The sequence below is a fragment of the Sorangium sp. So ce394 genome (genome assembly GCF_051474665.1).
Lineage (GTDB): Bacteria > Myxococcota_A > Polyangia > Polyangiales > Polyangiaceae > Sorangium > Sorangium cellulosum_D.
Genome location: NZ_CP150339.1, coordinates 923,421 through 946,940, shown reverse-complemented (window position 1 = coordinate 946,940; position 23,520 = coordinate 923,421). Strand labels below are relative to the sequence as shown.

The following is a 23,520-nucleotide window of genomic DNA, read 5'->3' as shown; positions in this document are numbered from 1 at the left end:
TCCGGCGGAATGCGCGATACGGCCGCGCGGGGCGCACGCGTCACACGGCCGGGTGATCCGGCAGCGGATCGGCCTGGTCGGAGGTGGGTTGACGCGCCTGGACGGCCTCCAGCGCCGGAGCGCCCGTCTCGGGCCCCGGCGCGTCTTCGGGCTGCCGCTCCGGGCCGAGGAAGCGGGCGATCGGCTCGAAGAGCTCGACGCCGGTATAGGCGCCCACGGCGAGGTCGCCGTGGCCGTAATCTTCCCGCGCCCCGAAGTCACGACCGAGCACGAGAAACCGCTTCGGCGTCTCCGGGTGATCGCGCCCCCACGCGTCGAACGCGGCGCGCACCGACGGGACCGGGGCAATCCTGTCGGCGCTGCCCGCGATGAAGAGGGCCGGCGCCGCGACGGACGCGAGGCCGTCGAGGACACGCTCGCCGTCCACGCGGATCTCTCCGTCGCTCGCCAGCCAGGCGGCGAAGTCCGCGTTCAGCGCAGCGGGGATGTCCTCGATGCAGTTGACGAGCGCGAGCCGCGTGACGCCGGGAGGCACGTTGCGCGGATTGGCCACGGCGTGGTGAATCGGCGTCGGCAGCCACTCCGAGGCGAAGGCGACGCTGCGCGCCATGAAGCGGAGCGGCACGCCCGGGAGCAGCCGCCCCGGCAGAAAGCGCATGAGCCGCGCCGGCGTGGCGAGGCGGCCCGGAGAGCCGACGATGACGACGCGGCGCACCCGATCCTCCGGCACGCTGCGGCCGAGCGCGGCATAGAGGAGCATGCCGCCCATCGAGAAGCCGACATAATCGAGCGAGCGGGCGCCGGTGCGCTTCAGGATGGCGTCGAAGGCGCAGGGCAGGTCGTACTGGACCATGGCCGAGAAGCGGACGCTGCGGCGCTCGAGGCGGGTGAGGAGGCGGCCGCTCCGCAACGTCAGCAGCCACACGTCGCGTCCGAGCGTGGCGAGGTGGCGGGCCAGCGAGTAATCGGGGTGGATGTCCTGATTTCTATGGTTCGCGGCGATCCCGTGGACCAGGAGGATCGGTGGCAGATCCGGCTGCGCCTCCGCGCCGGGCGGGACCGGGACGCGGCGGATCTCGATCGGGGCGCCGTCCTCGGTCCGCAGGACCTCTTCGACGCTGTACTCGAGCGGCAGGGTCAGCCGCTTGACCCAGTAGAAGAGGTGCGCCCACAGCCCGATCGCGGCCAGCGCCACGAGAGCCAGCGCGACCAGGAGGGTTGCTCCGAATGTCCAGACCATACGCCCAATCTACCTGCTGGCGCCGTTTCCGCATGCGAGCGCCCTCGGCAATAGTGGCGCACGGACGGAGCGCGGGCCAGCCGCTCGCTGAGCTCGCTTACCGGCGCTCGGCGCCCGATGATCATGAATCCATGGGAACACGATGTTTCATGATCATTTCTACCAGCGCGCGAGAAAGTCACACAGCGCTGGCCGGTCGACTCCACCGCTTCCATCCCACAGCGCGCTTCCGCGACTGCTCTCGACGGAAACGGACGTCGCGACGGCTCGCTTTGAGCCACGTCGCATCGCGCGGTGGTGGCGGCGGGTGTCCGGGGCCACAGGGCTCGACGCGAAACCTTCGCTGCATGCGTGCACAAAGGTTCCATCGTGACCGGCCCGGGACGTGGCATGCGGGTCGCATCACGTCGGGGAGAGGAGAGACGTGGAAAGGGTCCCGTAAGCACCCCGGTGCACGGGGGCACACATCAAGGCGCCGCAGCGGAGCTCGGGGGGGCTCCGCTGCGGCGCGCTTCGTGTCACGCCGGTGGCAGCGCCGGGCGGGCGCCCTCTGGCGACCGTTGAAACAAAATGAAAAAAGCGCCTCGCGGACCTGGGGGGGGAAGGTCTCCGCGACGGCGCTCGCCCACCGATAGAGCAGGCTCTGTGCCGGCCTGCCTACCACCACGTTTCAGGCAGTTATCACGCAGCCCCCTCGTCATCGTTGCATCCTTGCAAAACAAAATTGAAATCCGGTGCAAATTCGAAGGATTTCAAGGCGTTCCGCGGCACCACCTGCAGCTGTCCTGGACGAAACGACTGTGCACGGCGTGCTCACTCGTCCCAGTGGCGGCAGACGGGTTTCACGCCGCACCCCTGGCAGCGGACCGGATCGCGTCGCGACGGACACTGCTGGAGCATGCCGAGGTGGCAGAGGGCGAAGTCGTACTTGACCGGGTCGGCGGGATCGAAGCCGCGGAGGGCGGCGGTGATCTCCTCGGCCGTCTTCCAGGTGGCGCCCCTGCGGTCGGTGAGGCCGATGTTGTAGCCGAGCTTCTGGATGTGGGTGTCGACGGGGATCAGGAGAGCGGACGGCGGTATCGGCCACAGGCCGAGATCCACGCCGTCGGCGGGGCGGATCATCCACCGCAAGAGGAGCATGAGCCGCTTTGTGGCGCTGCCCTTCTCGGGGTCGGGGAGGATGTGCGCCGCACCCCGGTCATCCGGGCGGCGGTCGAGCCCGCCGGCGCGCCGGATCGCCCGCACCCACGCGCCGAGGGCCTGGCGCAGGTCGCGGCTGCGCGAGAGCTCGGCCGCGAAGGCGGCGCCGAGCGAGCCCGAGGCGCGCTGCACCCGACGCGCGCCGACGAGGAGCGCCGCGAGGTCGCGGTCGCGGTAGACGCGGTGCCGGAAGCCGCGGAGGCGCGCCGAGACGGCCCGGGCGTCGTCCGCGGTGAGGGCGATCTGCGGGCCTAGCCGGTCGAGCGCCTCGCCGATCTTGGCGCGCAGCGCCTTCACGTTGCCGAAGGCGAGCGACGCGGCGAGGAGCGCGACGAGCTCCTGATCGGCCGGATCGGTGTAGCGATGGACGAAGGAGACCGGGTCCTGCGCGCGGCGCTCCTCGATGGCGCACCGCGCGCGCACCTCGTCCAGCGCCGCCTTCAAGGCAGCGCTCCGCGCAGCGTCCCGCCGGGAGGTCGCATCGCTCCGCCGGGGCGCCGCATCGCTCCGCCGGGGGGCCGCATCGCTCCGCCGGGGCGCCGTCTCACCGCGCCCGTCACGCGTGCGCGCCGTCACGTCGCCCCCGCGCCGGGCGCCGCGTCGGCCGCGAGCGGCTCGGCCCGCGCGGTCCGCTCCGGCGCCTCGCGGTCGTGCTCGAGCGCGGGGAGCGACACGACGAAGGCGCTGCCCCGCCCGTCCTCGGTGACCGGGCTCTCGACCCGCACGGCGCCGCCGTGGCTCTCGGCGATGTGCTTCACGAGCGCGAGCCCGATGCCGCTGCCGCGCACCTGCCGCTCGCTCGCCCGCCGGCCGCGCGCGAAGCGCTCGAAGATGTGCTTCTGCTCGTCAGGATCGATGCCGGGCCCCCGGTCGCTCACCCGGATGGCGACGCGCCTCGCCGCGTGCGTCAGCGCGGAGAGGCGCCCCCGGCCCCCGCCCTCGACCTCGACCGCGACGGCGACGCGGCCGCCGTCCTTCGCGTACTTGAGCGCGTTGTCGAGCAGGTTCACGATGGCGAGCTCGAGCGCGCGCGCGTCGATGAGCGCCTCGGGCAGCCCGTCGGCGACCGTCAGCTCGACGGTCATCTCCTCGCGCTCGGCGCGGTAGCGGTACATGTCCACGGCGCGCGCGGCCACCTCGGCGACGCTCCCGCGCGCGAACTCGTAGGCGGCCTTGCCCCGCTCGACCCGGGCAAAATCGAGGACGTTCTCGATGAGCGCGGTGAGCCGCTCGCTCTCGCTCACGATGATCTGCAGGTACTGGCGGCGCTTCTCGTCGTTGGGCACCCGGTCGCCGAGGAGGAGCTCGCCGAACATGCGGACCAGCGAGAGCGGCGTCTTGAGCTCGTGGGACACGTTCGCGACGAAGTCGCTCTTCAGCGCCGCGAGCCGCCGCTCGTTCACGGAGGCGAGCACCACGATCGCGAGCCCGGCCAGGGCGACCAGGGCCGAGAAGCCGACCATCAGGATCTCGATGAGGCGCTGCCGCTCCACCTTCTCGCCGAGCTCCTCGGCGGTGGTGAGCGCCATTTGGAGGCGCCAGTTGTAGAGCGTGGTGGGGAACGGGCGCCCGACCGTGAACTCGCCGCCGATGATGGGCGGGCCGAACACGATGCGGCCCTCCTCGTCGATGACGTTCATCCGGCTCTTCTCTCGATCGAGGTCGCGGAAGAGCCGGGGCATCACCTCGTGGACCAGGCGCGGCACCTCGTGCCAGGCGACCACGAGGAACCGGCGCCCCTGGTGCTCGCGCTGCCAGTAGCTCACGAGCAGGCTCTGCTGGTCGATGACGTGGTGGAGGTGGCGCAGCTCGGCCGCGTCGCCGTCGAAGTTCATCTGGGGCAGGAGGCGGGCGAGCAGGAGCTTGCGGAAGGCGTCGTCCTCCCGGCCGGAGGCGCCGCGCGAGGCGAACGCGAGCACGTCGTGGGCCTCGTGGTCCATGTCGAGGACGAGGATGGCGCGCACCGTCGGCGTCTCGCGCGCCGCGGTGGGGAGCCACCTCCGCGCGATGACCGAGAGGTTCGCCACGTCGACGTGCGCGGCGACGACGTTGTCCTGCGCGATGATCAGCTTGTCGAGGCGGTCGACGCGCTCGTCGGCGAGGGTGAGGGTCGCGTCGAAGACGGTCTGCTGGCGGGCCTTCTCGATCTGCAGCGTGGTGCGCAGGGCGATCCCGCCGAGGACGAGCACGGCGACGACGATGGCGGGGACGAGGGCGAAGTACGGGACGCGATGGCGCTTCCCGACCGAGGGGAGGAGGTCCATCGCTGAGCTCCGCTAGCGGGCGGCCCTCTTCGCCCCCGCGGTCACGAGGCCGGGGTCGAGGACCACGCCGCGGGCCCCGACGAACTCCGCGAACTGCTGGCCGATGTAGGTGAGCGCGTTGCCGTCGCTCTCGGAGAACGGCTTGCCGTCGAGGGGGTTGCCGATCTCGAGGAGGCCGAGGTAGCGGCCCGCGAGCTCCACCGGCGCGCAGATGACGCTCCGGAGCTCGACGCCGATCGCCTTCCACCGATCGTCCACGACGCGCTCGTCCCTGGACGCGTCGGGCACCACGACGGCGCGCCTGGACCGCATGGCGGCGAGGGCGAGCGGCGCACGCTCGGACAGCCTGGCGAGGAGCGCGCTCTTGCCGCCGTACTGCCGGACGACGACGAACTCGCGCCGGTTGATGTCGAACAGCGACACGAGCCCGAGGGCGCACGGGATCTTGTCGAGCGTGAGCGCGAGGATGAAGTCGGCGCCCGCGAGCGTGTCCTGGAGGAAGTGCAGGTCGCTGCACGCCTCGAACAGCTCGGCGATGAGGTCGTCGCCGGAGAGGCGCCCGTTCCTCGGCGGGAAGGAGGAGCGCCGCCGCGGCGGCTGGCTCGGCCTGGGCGCGGGGATCTCGCCCGATGCAAGAGCGCCTTCGGGCCGAGGCAGCGCGCTCGGCGCGCCGGGCGGCGCGGCGGCAGAGGGCGATGCGTCGGCCGGCGGCGCGGCGGCCGAGGGCGATGCGTCGGCCGGCGGCGCGGCGGCCGAGGGCGATGCGTCGGCCGGCGGCGCGGCGGCCGAGGGCGATGCGTCGGCCGGCGGCGCGGCGGCCGAGGGCGATGCGTCGGCCGGCGGCGCGGCGGCCGAGGGCGATGCGTCGGCGGGCTGCGCCGCGGCCGGCGCGGAACCGTCGACCGACGGCGTGGCGGCCGGCGGCGCGGCGGCGGGCGACGCATCGGCCGGCGACGCATCGGCCGGCGGTGCAGCGACCGGCGGCGCGGCGGCGGTGGGCGACGTATCGGCCGGCGGTGCAGCGACCGGCGGCGCGGCGGCGGTGGGCGACGCATCGGCCGGCGGTGCAGCGGCCGCCGATGCGACGTCGGCCGCAGGCGACCCTTCGGCGGGCGGCGCGACGAGCAGGAGAGCCCCCTCGGCCGGCAGCGCGGCGGCCAGAAGAGCTCCCCCGGTCGGCAGCGCGGCGGCCGGCGGCGCGGCGGCCGGCGGCGGCGAGGTGGCGCCGGTGCGCGGGCGAAACTGAATCTCGGGCTCCGCCGAGCGCCAGTCCTTCCAGGCGAGGGTCGCGAGGGGGCCGCGCTGAGGCCGGCCGCGGAAGACGTGATCGAACACCGCGATATGGATGAACTTGCCCGGGCGCGCGTCGTCGATGAGCTGCCGTGCCTTCTCGAGCCGGTCGAGCAGCAACGCGCTGACGAGATCGCGCGGGGTGCCCGTCGGGACCGCATAGACGAGCTCTCGGTACGTGAGCGGCGAGCGCTCGGACGGGTTCTCCTCGCGCTGCGACACGAGCTCGAACGGCGGCAGCGCGCTCGGCTCAGGCGCGGCGCCCCGCTCCGCCGCGGCGCCCCGCTCCGGCGTGGCGTCCCGCTCCGGCGTGGCGTCCCGCTCCGGCGTGGCGCCCCGCTCCGCCGCGGCGCCGCCCTTGGCCGCCTGCGCGGCGGCGGCGGGCTCCGGCACGAGGAGCGCCGTCCCCATCGAGATGAACGGGACCGTGGCCGCCACCGGCCGTTTCCCCGGCAGACGAGCCCCCGGGTCGGCGGGCCTGGGAGACGCTGCGCCGGCCGGCGGCGCGCCCGCCGGAGGGTCCGCCCCGTCCGTCAGCGCCGCGTCGTCCGGCGCGCGCTGCACGACGTACCGCACGCGCGTCGCCGGATCGATCGCTCGGTAGCCGCTCTCGAGCAGGTCCACGGAGAAATTGTTGAGCGGCCCGCCATCGCCGCGGAGCGCCCGGGCCTTCTGCAGCGCGGGCTGCCACTGCGGGGCCTCGACGCACACCTTCCTGGTCGGCGGCGCGTTCTGGCCCAATGACGAGATCTCGACGAACCAACGCATCGTTTGCGGTTCCAATCCGCGCTGGCGCTGACTGGGTCGCGCGCTCTGGCGCGAACATCGTTCTACTCGACGCGCGCGAGAGGGGTCAACGCGCAGACCGCACGGAGCGCGCGCGGGCTCCTTTGGCGCAGGGCCCGAAATATTCTCAACCGCGGACCGGAAGGGAAACTCCGCCCTGTCCTGAAGTCGCGCCGCGCGCGGCGAGGCGCCGCAGCCAAATCCGCTCGGTCACTGAACGGCCGCCGGGTATTCCTGTAGAGGCGGGAGATCCCGGCTGTCGCGCCGCCGGAGGTGTCGTGCGATGGGTCGCGCCGCCGGCGGTGTCGTGCGATGGAAGGGGCCACTCGGCCCGGTCGCCTCCAGGTCATCCGCCGCGCTGTCCGGTCACCCGCTGTGCTGTCCGGCAGCGAGAACCGCGTCGCGCATCCGCTCGCGAGAGGCGGAGCGCGGCGCCGGCCGCGCCGCGCCGGCGCCGGCGGCCCCTCGGGGCGGGCTCAGGCCGTCCAGCCGAGCAGCCGTTCGCCGAGGGTGAGCAGGCCGAGCCACACGGCCGCCGAAATCAACGGGGTCGCCGCTGTCAGCCACGGTCGGCTGCGCCGCACCCGAATGGCCATCACGAGCAGCGCAATCCAGATCGCCCAGAGCGTCGCGACCGCCCAAGGCGGCGCGAGGAGACCGGCGAACGCGTAAGCCGGACCGATCACGAGGTGGACGGCGATCCCGACCCAGGGGACGATCGGTGATGCTCGACGCTGCAACTTCACTCGTGCGCTGATCTACCCCGGAGGGCCCGCCGCTCGCTATCGCGTCCGCAGGATGATGTGGAAGCCGAACGCCGTCTCCACGACCCCGCTCAGCGAGCCGGCAGCTCCCCTGGTCCCCCGGGAGGCCGGTGGTGGCCCAATTTGCCCCGGAGTGGTTCACATGAAGGCGGGAAGGCAGGAAGATCATTGATCTTTTCTTCCCGCCTTCCCGCCTTCATGTTCAAATCTGGCCACCACCGGGAGGCTGGGCCGCAGCAGGCTGGGCCACCGCCATCGGCCCGCGCTGCAACCCCGATCCGGCGCATCGGTCCGCGTCGCGCCGGGGGTCACCAGCACAAAAAAACAGAGCGCCCATTCGACGGCGGGGGGGGGAGACCGTCACGGGCGCTCTGGCCTCTGTCCTGAGCAGGAGTCGGGCCAAGGTACATCTTTCTCGCTTTCGGGCACTTTCCCTACGAAAACGGCGTACGCCTTTCAATCCTGAAGCGGCCGCTTGCAAACGTGCTGGACAGAGCCGTCGGCCGCGGGCGTTCACCCGTCTGCCGGCCCCTCCCCCGCGCCGGCGCCCCTCGCGGACCGGGCTCCGCGGGCTCGGGCCGCGCGAAAGTCGTGTAAAAGAGCCGCGTGTCACCGTCCAGCGCCGAACCCGTGTCCTCCGCGCCGCCCGGAGGAGCTGCGCCTCCGTCTCGGCCGAGCATCATCTCCCCTGGCGACACGGACGCCGCGGCCTCGCAGGGCGCCGGTCCGGCAGCGCCCCCCGGCCGGCTCGATCGCGTCGTCGCCGCATGGCCGCGCCTCGATCCGTTCCTGTTCGCCGTCTACGCGGGCGCGTGCGTGCTCTACGCCGCCGCCGCGTTCTACCGCGCAATGCACGAGCAGACGGGCGGCATGTGGTCGGCGCCGCTCGATGACGTGTTCATCCACTTCGACTACGCCCGCGCCACGGCGCGCGGATACCCGTTCGAGTGGTCCGAGGGCAACGGCTTCTCGAGCGGGAACACCAGCCTGAGCTACCCGTTCGTCCTCGCGCTCGGCTACCTCGTCGGCTTCCGCGGCCTCCTGCTGATGCAGTGGGCGGCGATCGTCGCCTGCGCCTCGACGCTGGGCTTCCTGCTCGTCGGCGCGCGGCTCCTCGAGCCGATCGGGCGCTGGGCGAAGTACCTGCTGCCGCCCGTGGCGCTCTCCATCGGCGCGCTCGACTGGTCGCTGTTCAGCGGGATGGAGAACGCCTTCCACCTCGGCGTCTGGGCCCTCGCCACCCTCGCCGCGCTCTCGGTCGCCGGCGCGGCCGGCGCGCCGCCGGAGCGCCTCGCCCGCCTCGGTTGGCTCGCCGGCCTCGCCGGGGCGCTCCTCTACGCCACCCGGCCGGAGTCGGTCGTCTGCGTCGCGGCCCTGAGCGTGTACGCGGCCGCCGCCGTGGGGCGGGCCCGCGGCGCGCGCGCCGCGATCGCGACCCTGCTCCGGACGTCGGTGCCCGGCGCGATCGCGTGCGTCGCCCAGGCGGTCGCCAACCGCGTGTTCACCGGGGAGTGGTCCGCGAGCGGCGCCATCGCCAAGCTCGCGCTGAACAACCCGTACATGACGTCGCAGGAAAAGTGGGACACCTACGAGTTCCTCGTCCGCTACGTCATCGCCCGCAACGCCAACCACCACTTCTCGGACGCCCTCCCCTGGGGTTGGCTCGTCCCCGCCCTCGCGCTCGTCCCCCTCGCCTCGCGCAGGACGCGCGGGATCGCGGCGATGCTCTGGGTCCAGGTCGTCGGCTGGCTCGCGCTCGTCGCCCTGAACGGCCAGGTGCGCTGGCAGAACGAACGCTACACCATGCCCGCGGTCGCCTGGCTGCTGGTGCTCGCGGCGATGGGGCTCGCGCTGCTCGTCGCGCGCGCCGCGTGGGCCGCGCCGGACGGCGGCGCTCCCGGCGGCCTCGCGGCCCGCTTCGGCCTCGCGGGCCGCTTCGGCCTCGCGGGCCGCGGCCTCTGGGCCGCCCGCGTCGCGCTCGCCCTCGCCCTCGCCGCGCTCTTCTGGGTCCACCAGCTGCCCAGGATGCGCGACCAGATCTGGTTCTTCGGCCGCGCGAGCCGCAACATCCGCGATCAGCACCTCGTCGCCGGCAAGGTCCTCGCGCAGCTCGACGTGCGCCGCGTCCTCGTCGGCGACGCGGGCGCGCTCCTCTACGCCTCGGACCGGCCCGGGCTCGACCTCATCGGGCTCGGCGGCTACCACGACCTCCCGTTCGCGCGCGCGGGCGTCCACGGCCTCGGCGCCTCGCTGGAGCTCATCGAGCGCATCCCCGCCGACGAGCGGCCCGACGCGCTGGCCATCTATCCGACCTGGTGGGGCGAGCTCCCGGCCATCTTCGGCAAGCGGATCGTCGGGATCCCCGTCGTCGGGAACGTCATCTGCGGCGGCGCCGAGAAGGTCATCTACCAGGCCGACTGGAGCCCGCTCGCGCACGGCGAGCCGCCCGCGTCGATGCGCGCCGGCGAGCAGGTGCTCGACGAGCTCGACGTCGCCGACCTCGTGAGCGAGCGGGCGCACGGCTACGCCTTCCCGCGGCCGCAGGCCGGCTTCGTCAGCTTCAGCGTGCTGCCGGACCCGCGCGGGTCCGGGCGCGATCGGTTCGACGCGGGTCGCGTCATCCCGGGCGGCAAGAGCGAGACGGCCCGCCTGCGGGCCCCGCGCTCGGGCCCGGGCCGGCTCGTGGTCCGCACCGCCGCGACCCGCCCCGCCAGGATCCGCGTGACCGCGGACGGCCGTGAGCTCGGCCACCTCGCCATCCGCGAGAGCAGCGGCTGGACCGAGGCGTCGATCGACCTGCCCGGAGGGCTGCCCGAGACGTTCACGCTCGCGCTCACGCCGGTCGAGGGCGAGTGGGTGGATCACCACGTCTGGGTCCTCGAGCGCGCCGCGCGCTTCGAGGCGCGGCCGCTCGCCGGGCCGTGACGTGCGCGCCGGCCTGCCCCGCGACCCCGCGCAGTGGATCGCGCTCGCGCTCTCCCTCGCCGCGCTGCTCGCCGGCGCCTGGCTCCTCCGCCGCGGCCGCTCGCCCGCTGCCGCGCGGCCCGGCCCAGCGCCCCGGCGCCCCGGCGCCGCGGGCCTCGATCCCGCGCCGCGCTCCGGCGCGCCCCGCGGCGTCGCCGTGGCGGCGGCCCTCGGGCTCGCCGCGGCGCTGATCTCGGCCGCGTACGTCGCGGTCTACCTGCGGGGCGGCCCCCGGATCATCGACGCGACGAGCTACTGGCTCGAGGCCCGCGCCATGGCCGCCGGGCACCTCGCGTGGCCCCTCGGCGAGCCCGAGGCCTCCGTGCTCGGCCGCTTCCTCGTCCGCAGCGACGCCGCAGGCGACGCGGCGCGGCGCGGCGCGGCCGAGGTCGCGGTCATCTTCCCCCCGGGCTACCCCGCCCTCCTCGCGCTCGGCTTCCTCGCGGGCGCGCCGCTCGCGGTCGGTCCCCTGCTCGCCGCGGCGCTGACCGTCGCCACGTACGACCTCGCCGCGCGGTTCGCGGAAGGAGCCCCGGCCTCCGCCGGGAGCGGCGCGCGGATCCCCCTCGCGCCGCTCCTCGCCGCGCTCTTCTCGGCGCTCTGCGCCGCGCTCCGCTACCACACGGCCGACACGATGTCGCACGGGCTCGCGGCCCTCTGCTTCACCGTCGCGCTCGCGTCGGCGCGCCGCGCGCTCGACGAGGCCCCCGCCGCCGCGGCGGGCGCGCCGCGCTGGTGGCGCGATCCCGCCGTCCGCGCCGCCGCGCTCGCGGGCGTCGCGGCCGGCTGGCTTGCGGCCACGCGCCCGCCGAGCGCGCTCGCCCTCGCCGCGGCGCTCCTCGTGGCGCTGCGGCCAGAGCGCCCGCCGGGCACCGCCGCGGCCGGCCCTCGCGACGGCGACGCCGCGCCGCGCCCCTCGCCGCGGCTCGGGCGGCTCGCCGCGGCGCTCGCGATCGGCGCCGTCCCCGGCCTCGCGCTGCTCGCCGCGCACCAGCGCGCCGCGACCGGCGCCTTCGCGTCGTCGCAGAGCGCCTACTACGCCGTCTCCGACGGCCCGCCCGGCTGCTTCCGCTACGGCTTCGGCGAAGGCGTCGGCTGCCTCTTCGAGCACGGCGACTTCGTCCGGCATAACCTCGCGGAAGGATACGGTTTTCTTGCCGCCGCCGGCACGACGCTGCGCCGCCTGAAGCTCCACCTGGTCGACGCGCTCAACGCCGAGCCGCTCGCGCTGCTCGTGATCGCCGGCGCCGCGCTCGCCTTCCGGCGGCCGCGCTCGCGCGCCCTCGCGCTCGCGCCGCTCCTCCAGATCGCCGCCTACGCCCCCTTCTATTTCGACGGCAACTACCCCGGCGGCGGCGCTCGCTTCTTCGCCGACGTGCTGCCGGTGGAGCACGCCCTCGCCGCCTTGACCTGCGCCGCGATCGCGGAACGCGCGGGATCGCCGGCCGCGCGCGGCGGCCTCGCGGGACGGCTCCGCGCGCTCTTCCCGGCGCCGCTCTTCCCGGCGCCGCTCGTCCCGGCGGCGCTCTTCGCGGCGGCGCTCCCCCTCGCCGGCTTCGCCTTCCGCGCGGGCTTCGACCACGCCGCGCTCCGCGATCGCGAGGGCGGCCTGCCGATGTTCGATCCCGCCGCCGTCGCGCGCGCGGGCGTCGCGCGCGGCCTCGTGTTCGTCGACACGGACCACGGCTTCAACCTCGGCTTCGACCCCGCTGCGGGCGACGTCGCGGTGCTGCGCTACCGCGGCGACGCGATCGACCGGATGGCGTGGGAGGCCCGCGGCCGCCCCCCCGCCTACCGCTACGGCTTCGCGATCCCGGACGGCGGCGGCCTGGCCTCGGTCTCGATCGCGCCGCTCGCCTTCGACGCCGCGCCGCCCCGCGAGGCGCTCATCGAGGGCGAGTCGCTGTGGCCGCCGCGCGCCCAGCGCGGCGGCTGGGCAGCGCCCGAGCACGCCGGCGGCACGTGCGCGTCCGGGGGGCGCCTCCTCGCGGTGCACGCGGCGGCGAGCGGCGAGGCCGTCGTCCGGGTCGGCCTGCCCGCCCCGTGGCTCCGCGGCGCCCGGATCAGCCCGCGCGTGGCGGTCTCGGGCGACGGCGCGGGCGAGGTGGTCCTCGCCGTCGACGGCGCCCCCGTCCACGTCTGGCGGGTCGAGCCCGCCGCGTCGGGCGCCCCCGGCGCGCCGCTCACCTGCGTCGAGCTCCCGCCCCACCCCATCCCCGAGGACGCCGTCGGAATCGAGCTCTCCATCGCGCGCGCGAATGCGCGCCAGCACGGAAAGTTGCGGCGAGACGCGCGCGACGGCCCGCGCGACGAGGCCCGCGCCGCCACGCCGACGGCCGCGAATGCCGCCGGGATCCGCGTCGAAGCCGCCGCCGAGAGCGCTCCGGGAGGCCCGGGCGACCCCGCGGCCGGAGGCCTCTTTGCGCTCGACGCGGTCGCGGTCGCTGGCGGGAATTCGGTTGACCGCTAGTCCCGTAACATGCGAGCTTTTCATAGGATTCTGTTGTCATGCGGCTCCTGGACCGGCGCATCTCCCGGGGCTCTGCGGTGGAAAGCGGCAAGTCGGGCGCCGGCGGCGGTCCGCTCGGGTGGGGGAGGTGGACCAATGACGAAAAGCGAGCTCATCGACGCGATCGCGGGACGGGGGGAGCTCACCAAGGCTCGAGCCGAGCTCGTGGTGAACTGCGTCTTCGACGCGATGACGCAGGCGCTCCAGCGCAACGAGGGCATCGAGATCCGCGGGTTCGGCAGCTTCACGGTCAGGCCGTACAAGCCGTACAGCGGCAGGAACCCCCGCACGGGCCAGCCGGTGCCCGTGCCCGCCAAGCGGCTCCCGTTCTTCAAGGTCGGCAAGGAGCTCAAGGAGCTCGTCAACGCGAGCCGCGCGTACGCGATCTCGGGCGATGACGACGACGATGACGATGAGGACGAGGACACCGACGACGAATGAGGCGACGCGCCAGCGCACGCCCATGACGTCGCCGTCGTCGACGGCGCGACGCGCCCGCGCGCCTCGAGGCGCGCTCGCCCCCCTGGCGGGCAGTTCCGCTGCGCGGTAGAAGCGGGGCCCCATGGTCCCCGCCGAACGTCAGCTCGAGATTCTCTGCAAGGGTGCCGTCGACCTCCATGTGCGCGCCGAGCTCGAGGAGCGGCTCCGCGAGGGCAAGCCGCTGCGCGTCAAGGCCGGCTTCGACCCGACCCGCCCCGACCTCCACCTCGGCCACACCGTGGTCATGCAGAAGATGCGGGAGTTCCAGGACTTCGGGCACACCGTCATCTTCGTGGTCGGCGACTTCACGGCGATGGTCGGCGATCCGACCGGCAAGAACGAGCTGCGCCCGCGGCTCTCGCGCGAGGAGGTCGTCGCCGCGGCCGAGACCTACCAGGCGCAGGCGTTCAAGGTCCTCGACCGGAACAAGACCGAGGTCCGCTACAACTCCGAGTGGCTGAACAAGCTCGATCCGGCGCAGATGATCGAGCTCTGCGCGAAGTACACCGTGGCCCGCATGCTCGAGCGCGACGATTTCAAGAAGCGCTACGAGGAGGCGCGGCCCATCTACGTGCACGAGTTCATGTACCCGCTCCTCCAGGCCTACGACTCGGTCGAGCTCGAGGCCGACATCGAGCTCGGCGGCACCGATCAGCTCTTCAACCTGCTCGTGGCGCGCGACCTCATGCCCCGCTACGGCAAGCGCGCCCAGATGGTGATGACGATGCCGCTCCTCGAGGGCACGAACGCGCGAATCGAGGACGGCAAGGTCGTGGGCCCGAAGATGTCGAAGAGCGCGGACAACTACGTCGGCATCACCGAGCCGCCGTTCGACATGCTGCAGAAGCTGATGCTGGTCGATGACGGAGTCATCTGGCGCTACATGGAGCTCCTGTCGTCCCGCCCGCCCGAGGAGGTCGCCCGGCTGCGGGAGGCGGTCCTGCGCGGCGAGGAGAGCGTCATCGCGGTGAAGGAGCTCTTCGCGCAGGAGATCGTCACCCGCTTCCACTCGGCCGACGACGCGCGCGCCGCCCTCGAGCGGCGCCGCAGCGTCGCGGCCGGCGGCCTGCCCGAGGTCATCGAGGAGCTCCACGTCGCGAGCGACCGCGACGCGATCCCCATCGGCAAGGCGCTCGCGCTGGCCGGGCTCGCCAAGTCGACCTCCGAGGCGCTCCGCCTCGTGAAGGGCGGCGCGGTGCACCTCGACGGCGAGGTGATCAAGGACGACCAGCTCAAGCTCGAGCGTGGGAAGCGATTTCTGGTCCGCGTCGGCTCGAAGAACCGCCGCTTCGCCTACCTCGTCGTTGGCTGACGCGCCCGGGCGGGGGCTCCGCCGCCGCGGCGCGCTCGGCGGCGTCGTGGGCTGCGTCCTCGGCCTCGCGCTGCCGTCGTGCGGCGGCGCGCCGCGGCCGCCCGCTCGGCCGGGCCCGCCGCTGCCGCCGCTCGACACGGCGGACCTCACGCGCCTGTTGCCGCAGGCGGGGCTCCGGTGGCTCGTCCTGGTCCGGCCCCGCGAGATCGCGACCGTACCGTGGCTCATCCCCCCGATCGCGCTCGTGGCGCCCGAGGAGAACCTGGCCCGGCACGCGCGCGCGACCGGCGTCGACCTGCGGCAGGTGCGCGAGGCCGCGATCGCGTCGTACGCGGGGGCGTCGGGCGAGGCCAGGTTCTACGTGGCGCGTCACAGCGGCGACCCCCGCACCATCGAGCGCCTCTTCCGGCGGCGGCTCACGGGCAAGGAGCGGCGGGCGCTCGATCGCCCGGACGTCGTGCGCGTGATGGGCGACATCGGCACGGCGCCGCACGCGCTGGTGCTCCTCGGCGAGGACGTGGTCGGCGTGCAGGACGGCGGCAGCCCGCAGCGCGGGCCGGCGCGGGTGGCGTCGCTGTACGCGCTCGGCCGCCTCAAGCGCTCGCCGACGGCGCTGTCGGAGGGCCCGCTCGCGGCGCTCGCGGCCCGCTTCGGCCCGGCGCCCGCGCGCGCGTTCGCGCCGGGCCCGTTCGACGGGGAGCTCGCCCGCGGCGCGCGCGGCCTGCTCGCGGCGGCGACGGCCGTGGGCGCGGCCGCGAGGCCGAGCGCGCGCGAGGGCATCGCGCTCGCGATCGCGGTGGCGGGCGATTTCTCGACGAGCGGCGCGGCCGCCTCGGAGGAGCTGCTCGCGGCGTGGGAGGAGCTCGCGCACGGCTCGTTCGGCCACCTGCTCGGGCTCGACGCGCCGGTCGAGCCGCCGCTCGCGACGCACGCGGAGGACGCGGTGGCCGTCGCCGTCGAGCTGGACCCGCGCGCGCTCGCCCGGGGGCTCGCCGCGGCGACGGGCGAGAGGGTCGAGGAGATGCTTCGGTAGGCGCGGCCGCGCCGCGCCGGTAAACCTCATCGGAGCCATGCCCACCACGACCAGCGGCTACTTCCTGCAATGCGCCTCGCGCGGCACGCTCGAGCTCGTCGTGCCCGCCGCCGGGGCGCCGTTCGGCGTCGAGCACCACCGCCGCGAGGACGCCGCCGGGCCGTGGCGCCACGCGGCGACGTTCGCCGCGGACCTCGGCCCGGTCGGCGCGGCGGCGCTCATCCAGAGCAACTTCGGCGATCCGGGCCACCTCGAGGCGGTGGTGCGCGCCGGGGATCGGCTGGCCGCGTTCTGGTGCGCGCCCGCCCGCGAGCCGTCGTGGAGCGCGCCGCGCTTCTTCGCGGAGGGCGTGGCGGGCGACCCCGCGCTGATCCAGGGCGCCTTCGGCGGCCGGGGCAACTTCGAGCTCGTGGTGCCGCACGCGGGCGGCGGGATCGCGCACTACCACCGCGACAACGACACCGCGGAGCTCGGATGGCACGGCCCGGCGATCTTCGGCGCGGAGCTCGGGCGGTTCGAGGCGGTCGCGATGGTCCAGCGCGGCGCGGACGCGCCCGGCGCGCCGGGCGATCTCGAGGTGGTCGCGCGCGCCGGCGATCGCCTGGTGATGTTCCGGCGCCCTGCCGGGGCCGCGTGGCAAAGCCCGGAGGAGGTGGTCTCCGGGGTCCGGGGGACGCCGGCGCTCTTCCGGAGCGCGTCCGGCGGAGAGGGCGCGCTCGAGCTGTTCGCGCCGCTCGCGGGCGTGGGGCTCGCGTGGTGGCGTCGCGGCGACGGCGCCCGGGGCGCGCGCTTCCGCGGGCCGACGGTGTTCGCCACCGCGCTGGGCCGGTGTGAGGCGGTGTCCGTCATCGAGAGCCGCCCGCTCGCGCGGATCGAGCTCGCCGTGCGCGCCGAGGGGCAGGTCGTCCACCTGGCGCGCGACGGCGAGCTCTGGTCGCGGCGCGCGGTGCTCCGCAGCGGGCTCGCTGCGGCGGACGCGGCCTCTCCGGCTGGGCCGCAGCCGCCCGCGTCCGCGGCGCAGCAGCCGCCCGCGTCCGCGGCGCAGCAGCCGCCCCCGACCGCGCCGCGCCCCGCCAGCGCTGCGCTGCAGCTGCGCGCCGGACCGCACCGAGCGGGGTTCCGGCGCATCGACGCGCTCTCGCTGTCGGAGGACGCCCGCTACCCCGATACCTGGCCGTTCCAGGGCACCCTCTACCGCTGCCCCGCGCAGGGCGCCGCGCTGCTCTACTACCCGGCGTCGGCGGACGGCGAGGAGGCGCCGCTCTCGCCGGGAGGCCCGTTCCCGGTCATCGCGATCGCCCACGATCGACGCCTCCTCACGAGCGCCGTCACCGGTGGGTCGCCCGCCGGCATCGGCCAGGACTATCGCCAGCTCGCGGGCGTCATGGCGCACCTCGCGCGCTGGGGCTTCGCCGTCATCGCGCCCGATCTCTCGTGGCTCGCCCCGGACGACGCGCCGCTGCGCCGCGCCGCGGTCCTCCGGGACGCGCTCTCTTACCTCAGGGCCGGCTCGCGGGGCCCGCTCCTGGCCGACTTCGATCGCGTGGGCGCCCTCGGCCACGGGCTCGGCGCGCAGGCCGCCCTCGCCCTGGCGCTCGATCCCGCCGGCCCGTTCCACGTCCGCGCCCTCGCGCTGCTCGCGCCGGCGGGCGAGCCGGATCGAGCCCCGCCCATCGACGCGCTCGAGCCTCGCCCGGTGCTCGTCGTCCGCGGCACCGCGGACCCGATCTCCGCCTCGGTCCCGGCGGCGCTCTACGGCCGTGCGCGCGCGCCCAAGCACCTCGTGACCCTGCCGGGCGCGAGCCACTTCGGCTACACGACGTCGCTCGGCCTCGCCGAGCCGCTCGACGGCCCTGCCGAGCTCCCGCGCCGCGAGCAGCAGGCGATCGCGATGGGCTACCTCGCCGCGTTCTTCAACGGCTATCTCCGGGACGCCCACAGGTGCCTCGGCGCGCTCTCCGGCAAGGAGTCGCTCGAGGGGCTCGAAGCGAGGGAGATCCCGGTGAGCGCGGAGACGGCTGGCCGCGGCGCTGGGCTCTAGTCTCGACCTGGGCTGGCCGCGCGGCGCGCCGCCGGCGCCGCCGCTCCTCGTGGAGGCGCCGCTCGCTCGTCAGGCGCCGGCGGCCGGACGAGCGAGCGGCGCGATGCTACTTTCGAGCGCGTGTTCCAGCTCGGCGGCCTCGTCGTCACGCTCGTCAACGCGCTCCTCGGCCTGCTCGTCTGGCGGCGGCTCCGCGCGGCGTTCCCGCGGCGCGCAGCGCTGATCGACGGGCTGTGCGCCGCGGGGCTGCTGCTTGTCGCGCACCCGGCGCTGCTCATGACCGTGGCGAGCTGGTCGGGGCTGCGCGCGATCCAGCGCCACGTGCCCGAGCCGGTGTCGCTGGTCGCCATGGGCGCTCAGGTGGCCCTGCTGATGTACGGGCTGCTCCTCGGCATCACCGCGACCGCGACCGCGGCCGTCCGGGCGCTTCGCCGCGATCGGACGGCCCCGAACGCCGGGGCGGTCACGGGCGCTCGGGTCGACACGGACGCTCGGGCCGGTTCTGCCGCTCGAGCTGATTCAGCCGCTCACGCCGCCGACGCTCCACCCGCTCAGGCCAACAACGCTCCAGAAGAAGCCGAGACCGCGCCGGAGCCCGTCGACAAGATCCGCCGCCGGCTCGTCGTCGGCGCGTCGTGGGCGCTGCCGGCGGCGGCCGTCGCGGTCTCGATGGGCGGCGTGCTCGCCTCGCGACAGCGGCCGGTCGTGGTGAGGGTCGTGCTGCCCGTGCGGCGCGAGCTGACGAGCCTCCACGGCGTCACCATCGCGCAGCTCAGCGACGTGCACGTCGGCAGCTTCATGGACGCGGAGCGGCTCGACGAGCTCCGCGACGCCATCAACGCGGTCCGCGCCGACATCCACGTCGTCACGGGCGACCTGCTCGATCACCACGTCTCCCAGCTCGAGCTGTCCGCGCGGCTGCTCCGGGGCCTGCGCCCCGCCCGGGGGCAGCTCTTCTTCTGCATGGGCAACCACGAGTACATCGCCGCGCGCTCCGCCAGCATCCCGGCGATCGTGAAGGGCCTCGAAGAAGCGGGCGCCCAGGTGCTCGTCGACGAGGCGCGCGAGGTCCGCCTCGGCGGCGATCGCCTGTGGATGGGCGCGATCGACTACCCGAGCCGCGCGCGCCCTGGAGAGCCCGCCCGGCGCCCGACGGCCGACGGGCTGGCCCGCGCGCTCGGGCAAATGCGGGACGACGGCGCGCCGCGCGTCCTGCTCAGCCACCACCCGGGCACGTTCCGCGCGGCGCGCGAGCTGCCGTTCGACCTGATGCTGTCCGGCCACACGCACGGCGGGCAGATCTCGCTGGGCCGGATCGGCGATTACGCCCTCACGCCGATGCTGCCGGCCGGGCTCTATCACAATGGCCTTTACGAGCACCGCGGCCGGCGCCTCCACGTCAACGCGGGCGCCGGCGGCTGGCTGCCGGTGCGCATCAACTGCCCGCCGGAGATCACGCTCGTCGAGCTCGTGCCCGCCTGACGCGTCGGAGCTCGCGCGGAGCGCCCTCCGCGCGCCGCCGCGCCGGCTACAGCGTCACCTCGAACGGCGCGCGCGCGAGCTCCTCGCCCGTCTCCGACCGCACGACGGCCGTCCACTCCCCCGCCTTGCGCACCCCGCGCGTGAATGCCCACGTCCGCCACCGCGGCGACGGCCCGACCCCGAGCGTCACGTTGCCGACCGGCGCCCCGCCGTCCGGCGGAACGAACGCCACCGTCACCTCGCCCTCCGCGTCGCCGCGATTCTCGATCTCCAGGAAGGCATAGAGCCGCTCCGTCTCCGGCGCGCGGAACGTCGTCCCCGGCGCCACCGGCTCGCGGTCCTTCACCCCCTCCGCGAGCACGAGCCGCTTCACCTTCAGCTCCGCCGCGCCCCTCCCCTTCTCCCTGCCCGCTTTGCCGCCCTTGTCCGCCGCGGCGCTCGCCTCAGGCGCCGGCGCCGGCGCCGTCATCGCCGCAGCCGGCGGGCTCGCGGGCGGCGCCGCCAGGGCGACCGCCGGCTCGGGGCACTGCGTCGCCGCGGCGCTCGCGGCGGCGGCCGCCGCCGGAGGCCGCGCGTCGTGACGCTCACCGCAGCCAGCGAGCGAAACCGCGCAAAGGGCCAGAAACGTCATCCGTCGAGCCATCCTCGTAGCCATCGAAGCACTCCTCCGTGTTCCGGGGCGTCCCCGTCTCGCCCTCGATATGGCAAGCCGCGGACCGCTGCTGATCCATCGGAATCATTGAGGATTTCTCCGACCCTGTGGGCGCCGGGCCGCGCCCTGTGTGTCCGGCGCGGCGGCGGGGCCGCGCCGCCGCCGGAGCCTACGTCGAGGAGCTCACCCGCCCGACTTTCCCCCTCCGGCCGGGTCGATCCCGTCGGCCCGCATCCTCTCCGCGCTCGCCGGCCCCGCCACGGTGCCGGCGGGGTGCGCGTACCAGCCGGAAGGATCCGCCGTGTCCGGCGCGTCGCGGACCTTCAGGATGGTGAACATCCCGCCCATGTCGACGTACGAGAACGGCCCGGCCCCGCCGCGCATCGGCAGGCTGTTCGCGGGCACCGGCATGGGCATCTCGCCCATGCCGCCCATCCCCGTGGTCCCCATCGTCATGTAGTCGGGCATCACGCGGCTCATCCGGCGATCGAGCGCGCGGGTGTCGGCGCCGACCATGTTCGGGAGGCCGTGGCCCATCTGCATCATCGTGTGATGGGTCATGTGGCAGTGCACCGCCCAGTCGCCCGGCTCCTCGGGGACGAACTCGATGACCCGCGTGCTGCCGACCGGGACGAGGACCGTGGTCTCCGGGTACTGGGCGGACTCGGGGACATACCCGCCGTCGGTCGCCGTGACCTGGAACCACAGGCCGTGCAGGTGGATCGGGTGGTGATCCATGGGGCCGAGGTTCCCGAGGCGGATGCGCACGCGCTCGCCGCGGCCGACGAGGAGCGGCGCCGTCGCGGGGAACGCCTTGCCGTTGAACGTGAGGACGTTGAAGTCGTTCATCGCGTTCGGATCGGGCCGGCGCGCCCCGGCGTTGATCTTCCACTCCTGCGTCATCAGCACGAAGTCCCTGTCCACGCGCGGGCCGCGGGGCCTCCGCGGGTGCACGACGAACATCCCCACCGCGCCCAGCGCGATCTGGGTCATCTCGTCGAAATGCGAGTGATACATGTACGTCCCCGGATGCCGCGCGACGAACTCGTAAACGTACGTCTCCCCGGGCGGGATCGGCCTCTGGTTGAGCCCGGCGACTCCATCCATGCCGTTCGGCACCACGAGCCCGTGCCAGTGGACCGTGGTGGGCTCGGGCAGCCTGTTCGTGACATAGATGCGCAGGCGATCGCCCTCGACCGCCTCGATGGTCGGGCCGGGCGTGCCGCCGTTGTAGCCCCACACCTCGCTCTTCAGGCCAGGCGCGAACTCGTGCTCGAGGGGGCCCACGACGAGGTGGCCGACCTTCACGCCGTCCACCGCCCGCAGCGGGAGCGTGCTGCCGTTCGGCGTCACCACGGCGGGCTGCCCCCCGGGCGCCGCGATCCGGCGGGGCGCCGGCGCCGCGGCGCCGGGCGGCGCGGCCGGGCGCTCCTGCGCGTGCGCGAGCCCGCGCGTGAGCAAGGCGGCGCCGGCGGCCAAGCCGCCCGCGTGAATGAACGAACGTCGATCCATGTCAGTGCCCTCCTTCGCCCGTGCCCGTGGCCCTCGGCATCGCGGCGGGCGCCTCCGCCCCCGCCGCCTCGACGCGGCGCCCCGAGAGGAGCGCGTCGAACGCCGCCTTCGCCGTCCAGTGCTCGCGCAGCGCCTCGACCGCCGCGAGCTCGGCGTCGAGCTGCTCGCGGTGCGCCGAGAGCAGCTGGAAGACGCCGACCTGCATCGCGTTGTACTGGAGCAGCGTCTGCTCCAGGACCCGCTTGCGCGCGGGGAGGACGACGCGCTCGTAGTGCCGCGCCCGCGCGTGCGCGGACGCGAGCCGGTTCCGGGCGTCGCGGACCGCCGAGCGGACGTCGACGGCGCGCCCGTGGTAGCGCTCGAGCAGGCTGTCGAACTCCGCCGTCTGCGCGGCCTCGGCGCCGCCCCGCCGGTTGAAGATCGGGAGCGCGACGCGGAGCCCGGCGCCGAGGACCCACGGGTGCTCGTCGACCTCGCCGCGCTCGGGGAGCTCCCGCTCGCCGCGCACGCTGATCGACATGTCCGGCACCCAGCCCTCGGCGCGCAGGGCGCCGGCACGGCCGGCCGCGGCGTCGAGCCGGCTGCGCAGCTCCGCGAGCTCGAGGCTCGCCCGCACGGCCTGCGTCTCGGCGCGCGCGGGCGTCGCGACCACCTCGGGCGCCGGCGGGAGCGGGCCGGCGATCGTCCACGCGGTCGCCGCGCCGGAGAGGCCGAGCAGCCGGTGGAGCCGCTCGCGCTGCGTGAGGAGCTCGAGCTCGATCTGCGCCGCCGTGACGCGCGCCTCCTCGTACCCGGCTTCCTGCGTCGCCACGTCGAGCTCCGGGACGTTGCCCGCCGCGAAGAGCGCGCGGGCGGCGTCGCGGGCGGCGGCGAACGCGTCGAGCGCGCGGTTCGCGATGCCGAGGCGCTGCTCCGCCGCCTGCGCGGCGTAGAACGCGGCGCGGACCTGGTAGCCGAGCTCGATGACGGCGCCGGCGGCGCGGAAGCGCGCCGCCTCGTGCTCCGAGCGCGCCGCCCGCGCGCGGAGCGGCGACAGGAGCGCCGAGGTCAGATCGATCTCGACCGCGAGCTCGACGTGCGTGTGCTCGAGCCCCTCCTGCCGCGGCATGACCTCGACCTCGATCTCCGGGTTCGGCAGCGCGCCGGCCTGCTCGAGCTGGCCCCGGGCGACGCCGACCTCCTTGAGCGCGGCGCGCAGCTCGCGGTTGTTGAGCAGGGCGAGCCGCACCGCGGCATCCGCGGTGAGCGGCCGTCGGGGCGCCTGGCCGGGGGAGCGCGCGTCGCCGGCGGGCTCCGGGTCGACGGCGTCGGACGTCGCGCTCGGCGGGAGCTCCGCGCCGGAGAGCGCGCGGATCCGCGCGATGTCGGCGGTGGCCGAGGGGGCGCCGCAGCCGGCCGCGGCCGCGGCGAGGAGGGCGATGACCGCCGCGCGCGGCGCGAGGCGCGCGGCGAGCGGGCGCGAACGACGGGGTTCAGTGCGCATGGGCGGGCTCCTTGGGCCTGGGCGGGCCGGCCGGCGGCGTCGGCGCCGGCGCGGCGCCGTGGTCGTGGTGCTGGTGCCCCCCCGGCGGCGTTGGAGCCGGCGCAGGACCGCTCGGCGGCGTCGGAGCCCGCGCAGGACCGCTCGGCGGCGTCGAGGCCGGCGCGGCGCCGTGGTCGTGGTGCTGGTGACCGCCCGGCGGCGCCGGGGCCGGTGCGGCGCCGTGGTGATGGTGGTGATGGTGATGCTGATGAGGATCGGCGCCTGGCGCCGACGCCGGCTCGAGTCCGACCCAGCCAGCGGTGGGCTCTCCGGGCAGCGGAGGGTCCTCCGAGAGGGCGACGCCGATCCGCGGCGCGGGCGCCTCCGCCGCCTGCGGTGAGGCGGCAGACGATGCGGGGAAGCTCGCGGGAACGCCGCGCGGCGCGCAGCCGGCGAGCGCAACGACGAGGATCAGCAGGGCGTTCGGCCCGGCGAGGTGACGTGGTTTCATGGAAGCCGCTCCAGCATC

Annotated in this window: 16 protein-coding genes; 7 read left to right on the top strand and 9 right to left on the bottom strand. The window is 75.0% G+C overall.

What is annotated here, in order from left to right; all coding sequences use genetic code 11:
• Positions 1-40: 40 nt before the first annotated feature.
• The 5 genes from WMF33_RS03585 to WMF33_RS03565 form a co-directional block, all read right to left on the bottom strand.
• Complete coding sequence (locus WMF33_RS03585; RefSeq protein WP_437335818.1) at positions 41-1,240, bottom strand: alpha/beta fold hydrolase; 1,200 nt, start codon at positions 1,238-1,240, stop codon at positions 41-43.
• Between the two features lie 813 nt (positions 1,241-2,053).
• Complete coding sequence (locus WMF33_RS03580; protein WP_437335817.1) at positions 2,054-2,884, bottom strand: TIGR02757 family protein; 831 nt, start codon at positions 2,882-2,884, stop codon at positions 2,054-2,056.
• Positions 2,885-3,012: 128 nt separating this feature from the next.
• Positions 3,013-4,704, bottom strand: a complete 1,692-nt coding sequence (locus WMF33_RS03575; RefSeq protein WP_437335816.1) for a sensor histidine kinase — start codon at positions 4,702-4,704, stop codon at positions 3,013-3,015.
• Positions 4,705-4,716: 12 nt separating this feature from the next.
• Complete coding sequence (locus WMF33_RS03570; RefSeq protein ID WP_437335815.1) at positions 4,717-6,762, bottom strand: GAF domain-containing protein; 2,046 nt, start codon at positions 6,760-6,762, stop codon at positions 4,717-4,719.
• A 494-nt stretch (positions 6,763-7,256) separates the two neighbouring features.
• Positions 7,257-7,526 carry a hypothetical protein gene (locus WMF33_RS03565; protein ID WP_063823907.1) on the bottom strand — a complete coding sequence of 90 codons (270 nt, stop codon included), beginning with the start codon at positions 7,524-7,526 and terminating at the stop codon, positions 7,257-7,259.
• Positions 7,527-8,174: 648 nt separating this feature from the next.
• On the opposite strand from WMF33_RS03565, the gene WMF33_RS03560 reads away from it, so the two are divergent.
• The 7 genes from WMF33_RS03560 (at position 8,175) to WMF33_RS03530 (ending at position 19,365) form a co-directional block, all read left to right on the top strand.
• Positions 8,175-10,469, top strand: coding sequence for a hypothetical protein (locus WMF33_RS03560; protein ID WP_437335814.1), 2,295 nt, complete (start codon positions 8,175-8,177; stop codon positions 10,467-10,469).
• Between the two features lies 1 nt (position 10,470).
• Entirely contained in the window at positions 10,471-12,978 is a 2,508-nt protein-coding gene (locus WMF33_RS03555) for a hypothetical protein (RefSeq protein WP_437335813.1), read from the top strand.
• A gap of 135 nt (positions 12,979-13,113) precedes the next feature.
• Positions 13,114-13,458, top strand: coding sequence for an HU family DNA-binding protein (locus tag WMF33_RS03550; protein WP_437335812.1), 345 nt, complete (start codon positions 13,114-13,116; stop codon positions 13,456-13,458).
• A gap of 121 nt (positions 13,459-13,579) precedes the next feature.
• Positions 13,580-14,809, top strand: coding sequence for a tyrosine--tRNA ligase (tyrS, locus tag WMF33_RS03545; RefSeq protein ID WP_061623275.1), 1,230 nt, complete (start codon positions 13,580-13,582; stop codon positions 14,807-14,809).
• Positions 14,802-15,842, top strand: coding sequence for a hypothetical protein (locus WMF33_RS03540; RefSeq protein WP_437335811.1), 1,041 nt, complete (start codon positions 14,802-14,804; stop codon positions 15,840-15,842). The genes tyrS and WMF33_RS03540 overlap by 8 nt, the downstream gene beginning before the upstream one ends.
• Positions 15,843-15,879: 37 nt before the next feature.
• Complete coding sequence (locus tag WMF33_RS03535; protein WP_437335810.1) at positions 15,880-17,883, top strand: alpha/beta hydrolase; 2,004 nt, start codon at positions 15,880-15,882, stop codon at positions 17,881-17,883.
• A 120-nt stretch (positions 17,884-18,003) separates the two neighbouring features.
• Entirely contained in the window at positions 18,004-19,365 is a 1,362-nt protein-coding gene (locus WMF33_RS03530; protein ID WP_437335809.1) for a metallophosphoesterase, read from the top strand.
• Between the two features lie 46 nt (positions 19,366-19,411).
• Here the strand turns inward: WMF33_RS03530 and WMF33_RS03525 are convergent, their stop codons facing one another.
• From WMF33_RS03525 to WMF33_RS03510, 4 genes are all read right to left on the bottom strand, one after another.
• A complete protein-coding gene (locus WMF33_RS03525) occupies positions 19,412-19,996 on the bottom strand; it encodes a DUF2914 domain-containing protein (RefSeq protein WP_437335808.1) in 585 nt (194 codons plus the stop codon).
• A gap of 204 nt (positions 19,997-20,200) precedes the next feature.
• Positions 20,201-21,529 (bottom strand): multicopper oxidase family protein, encoded by a 1,329-nt coding sequence (locus WMF33_RS03520; protein WP_437335807.1) that lies wholly within the window; start codon positions 21,527-21,529, stop codon positions 20,201-20,203.
• A 1-nt stretch (position 21,530) separates the two neighbouring features.
• Positions 21,531-23,012: a TolC family protein gene (locus WMF33_RS03515; protein ID WP_437335806.1), complete on the bottom strand. Its 1,482-nt coding sequence runs from the start codon at positions 23,010-23,012 to the stop codon at positions 21,531-21,533.
• Complete coding sequence (locus WMF33_RS03510) at positions 23,002-23,502, bottom strand: hypothetical protein (protein WP_437335805.1); 501 nt, start codon at positions 23,500-23,502, stop codon at positions 23,002-23,004. The genes WMF33_RS03515 and WMF33_RS03510 overlap by 11 nt, the downstream gene beginning before the upstream one ends.
• Between the last annotated feature and the right edge of the window lie 18 nt (positions 23,503-23,520).

Coding starts and splice junctions, on each gene's coding strand:
- WMF33_RS03585 (WP_437335818.1), bottom strand. CDS start 1,240: ATGGTCTGGACATTCGGAGCAACCCTCCTGGTCGCGCTGGCTCTCGTG.
- WMF33_RS03575 (WP_437335816.1), bottom strand. CDS start 4,704: ATGGACCTCCTCCCCTCGGTCGGGAAGCGCCATCGCGTCCCGTACTTC.
- WMF33_RS03570 (WP_437335815.1), bottom strand. CDS start 6,762: ATGCGTTGGTTCGTCGAGATCTCGTCATTGGGCCAGAACGCGCCGCCG.
- WMF33_RS03550 (WP_437335812.1), top strand. CDS start 13,114: ATGACGAAAAGCGAGCTCATCGACGCGATCGCGGGACGGGGGGAGCTC.
- tyrS (WP_061623275.1), top strand. CDS start 13,580: ATGGTCCCCGCCGAACGTCAGCTCGAGATTCTCTGCAAGGGTGCCGTC.
- WMF33_RS03535 (WP_437335810.1), top strand. CDS start 15,880: ATGCCCACCACGACCAGCGGCTACTTCCTGCAATGCGCCTCGCGCGGC.
- WMF33_RS03525 (WP_437335808.1), bottom strand. CDS start 19,996: ATGACGTTTCTGGCCCTTTGCGCGGTTTCGCTCGCTGGCTGCGGTGAG.
- WMF33_RS03520 (WP_437335807.1), bottom strand. CDS start 21,529: ATGGATCGACGTTCGTTCATTCACGCGGGCGGCTTGGCCGCCGGCGCC.
- WMF33_RS03515 (WP_437335806.1), bottom strand. CDS start 23,012: ATGCGCACTGAACCCCGTCGTTCGCGCCCGCTCGCCGCGCGCCTCGCG.
- WMF33_RS03510 (WP_437335805.1), bottom strand. CDS start 23,502: ATGAAACCACGTCACCTCGCCGGGCCGAACGCCCTGCTGATCCTCGTC.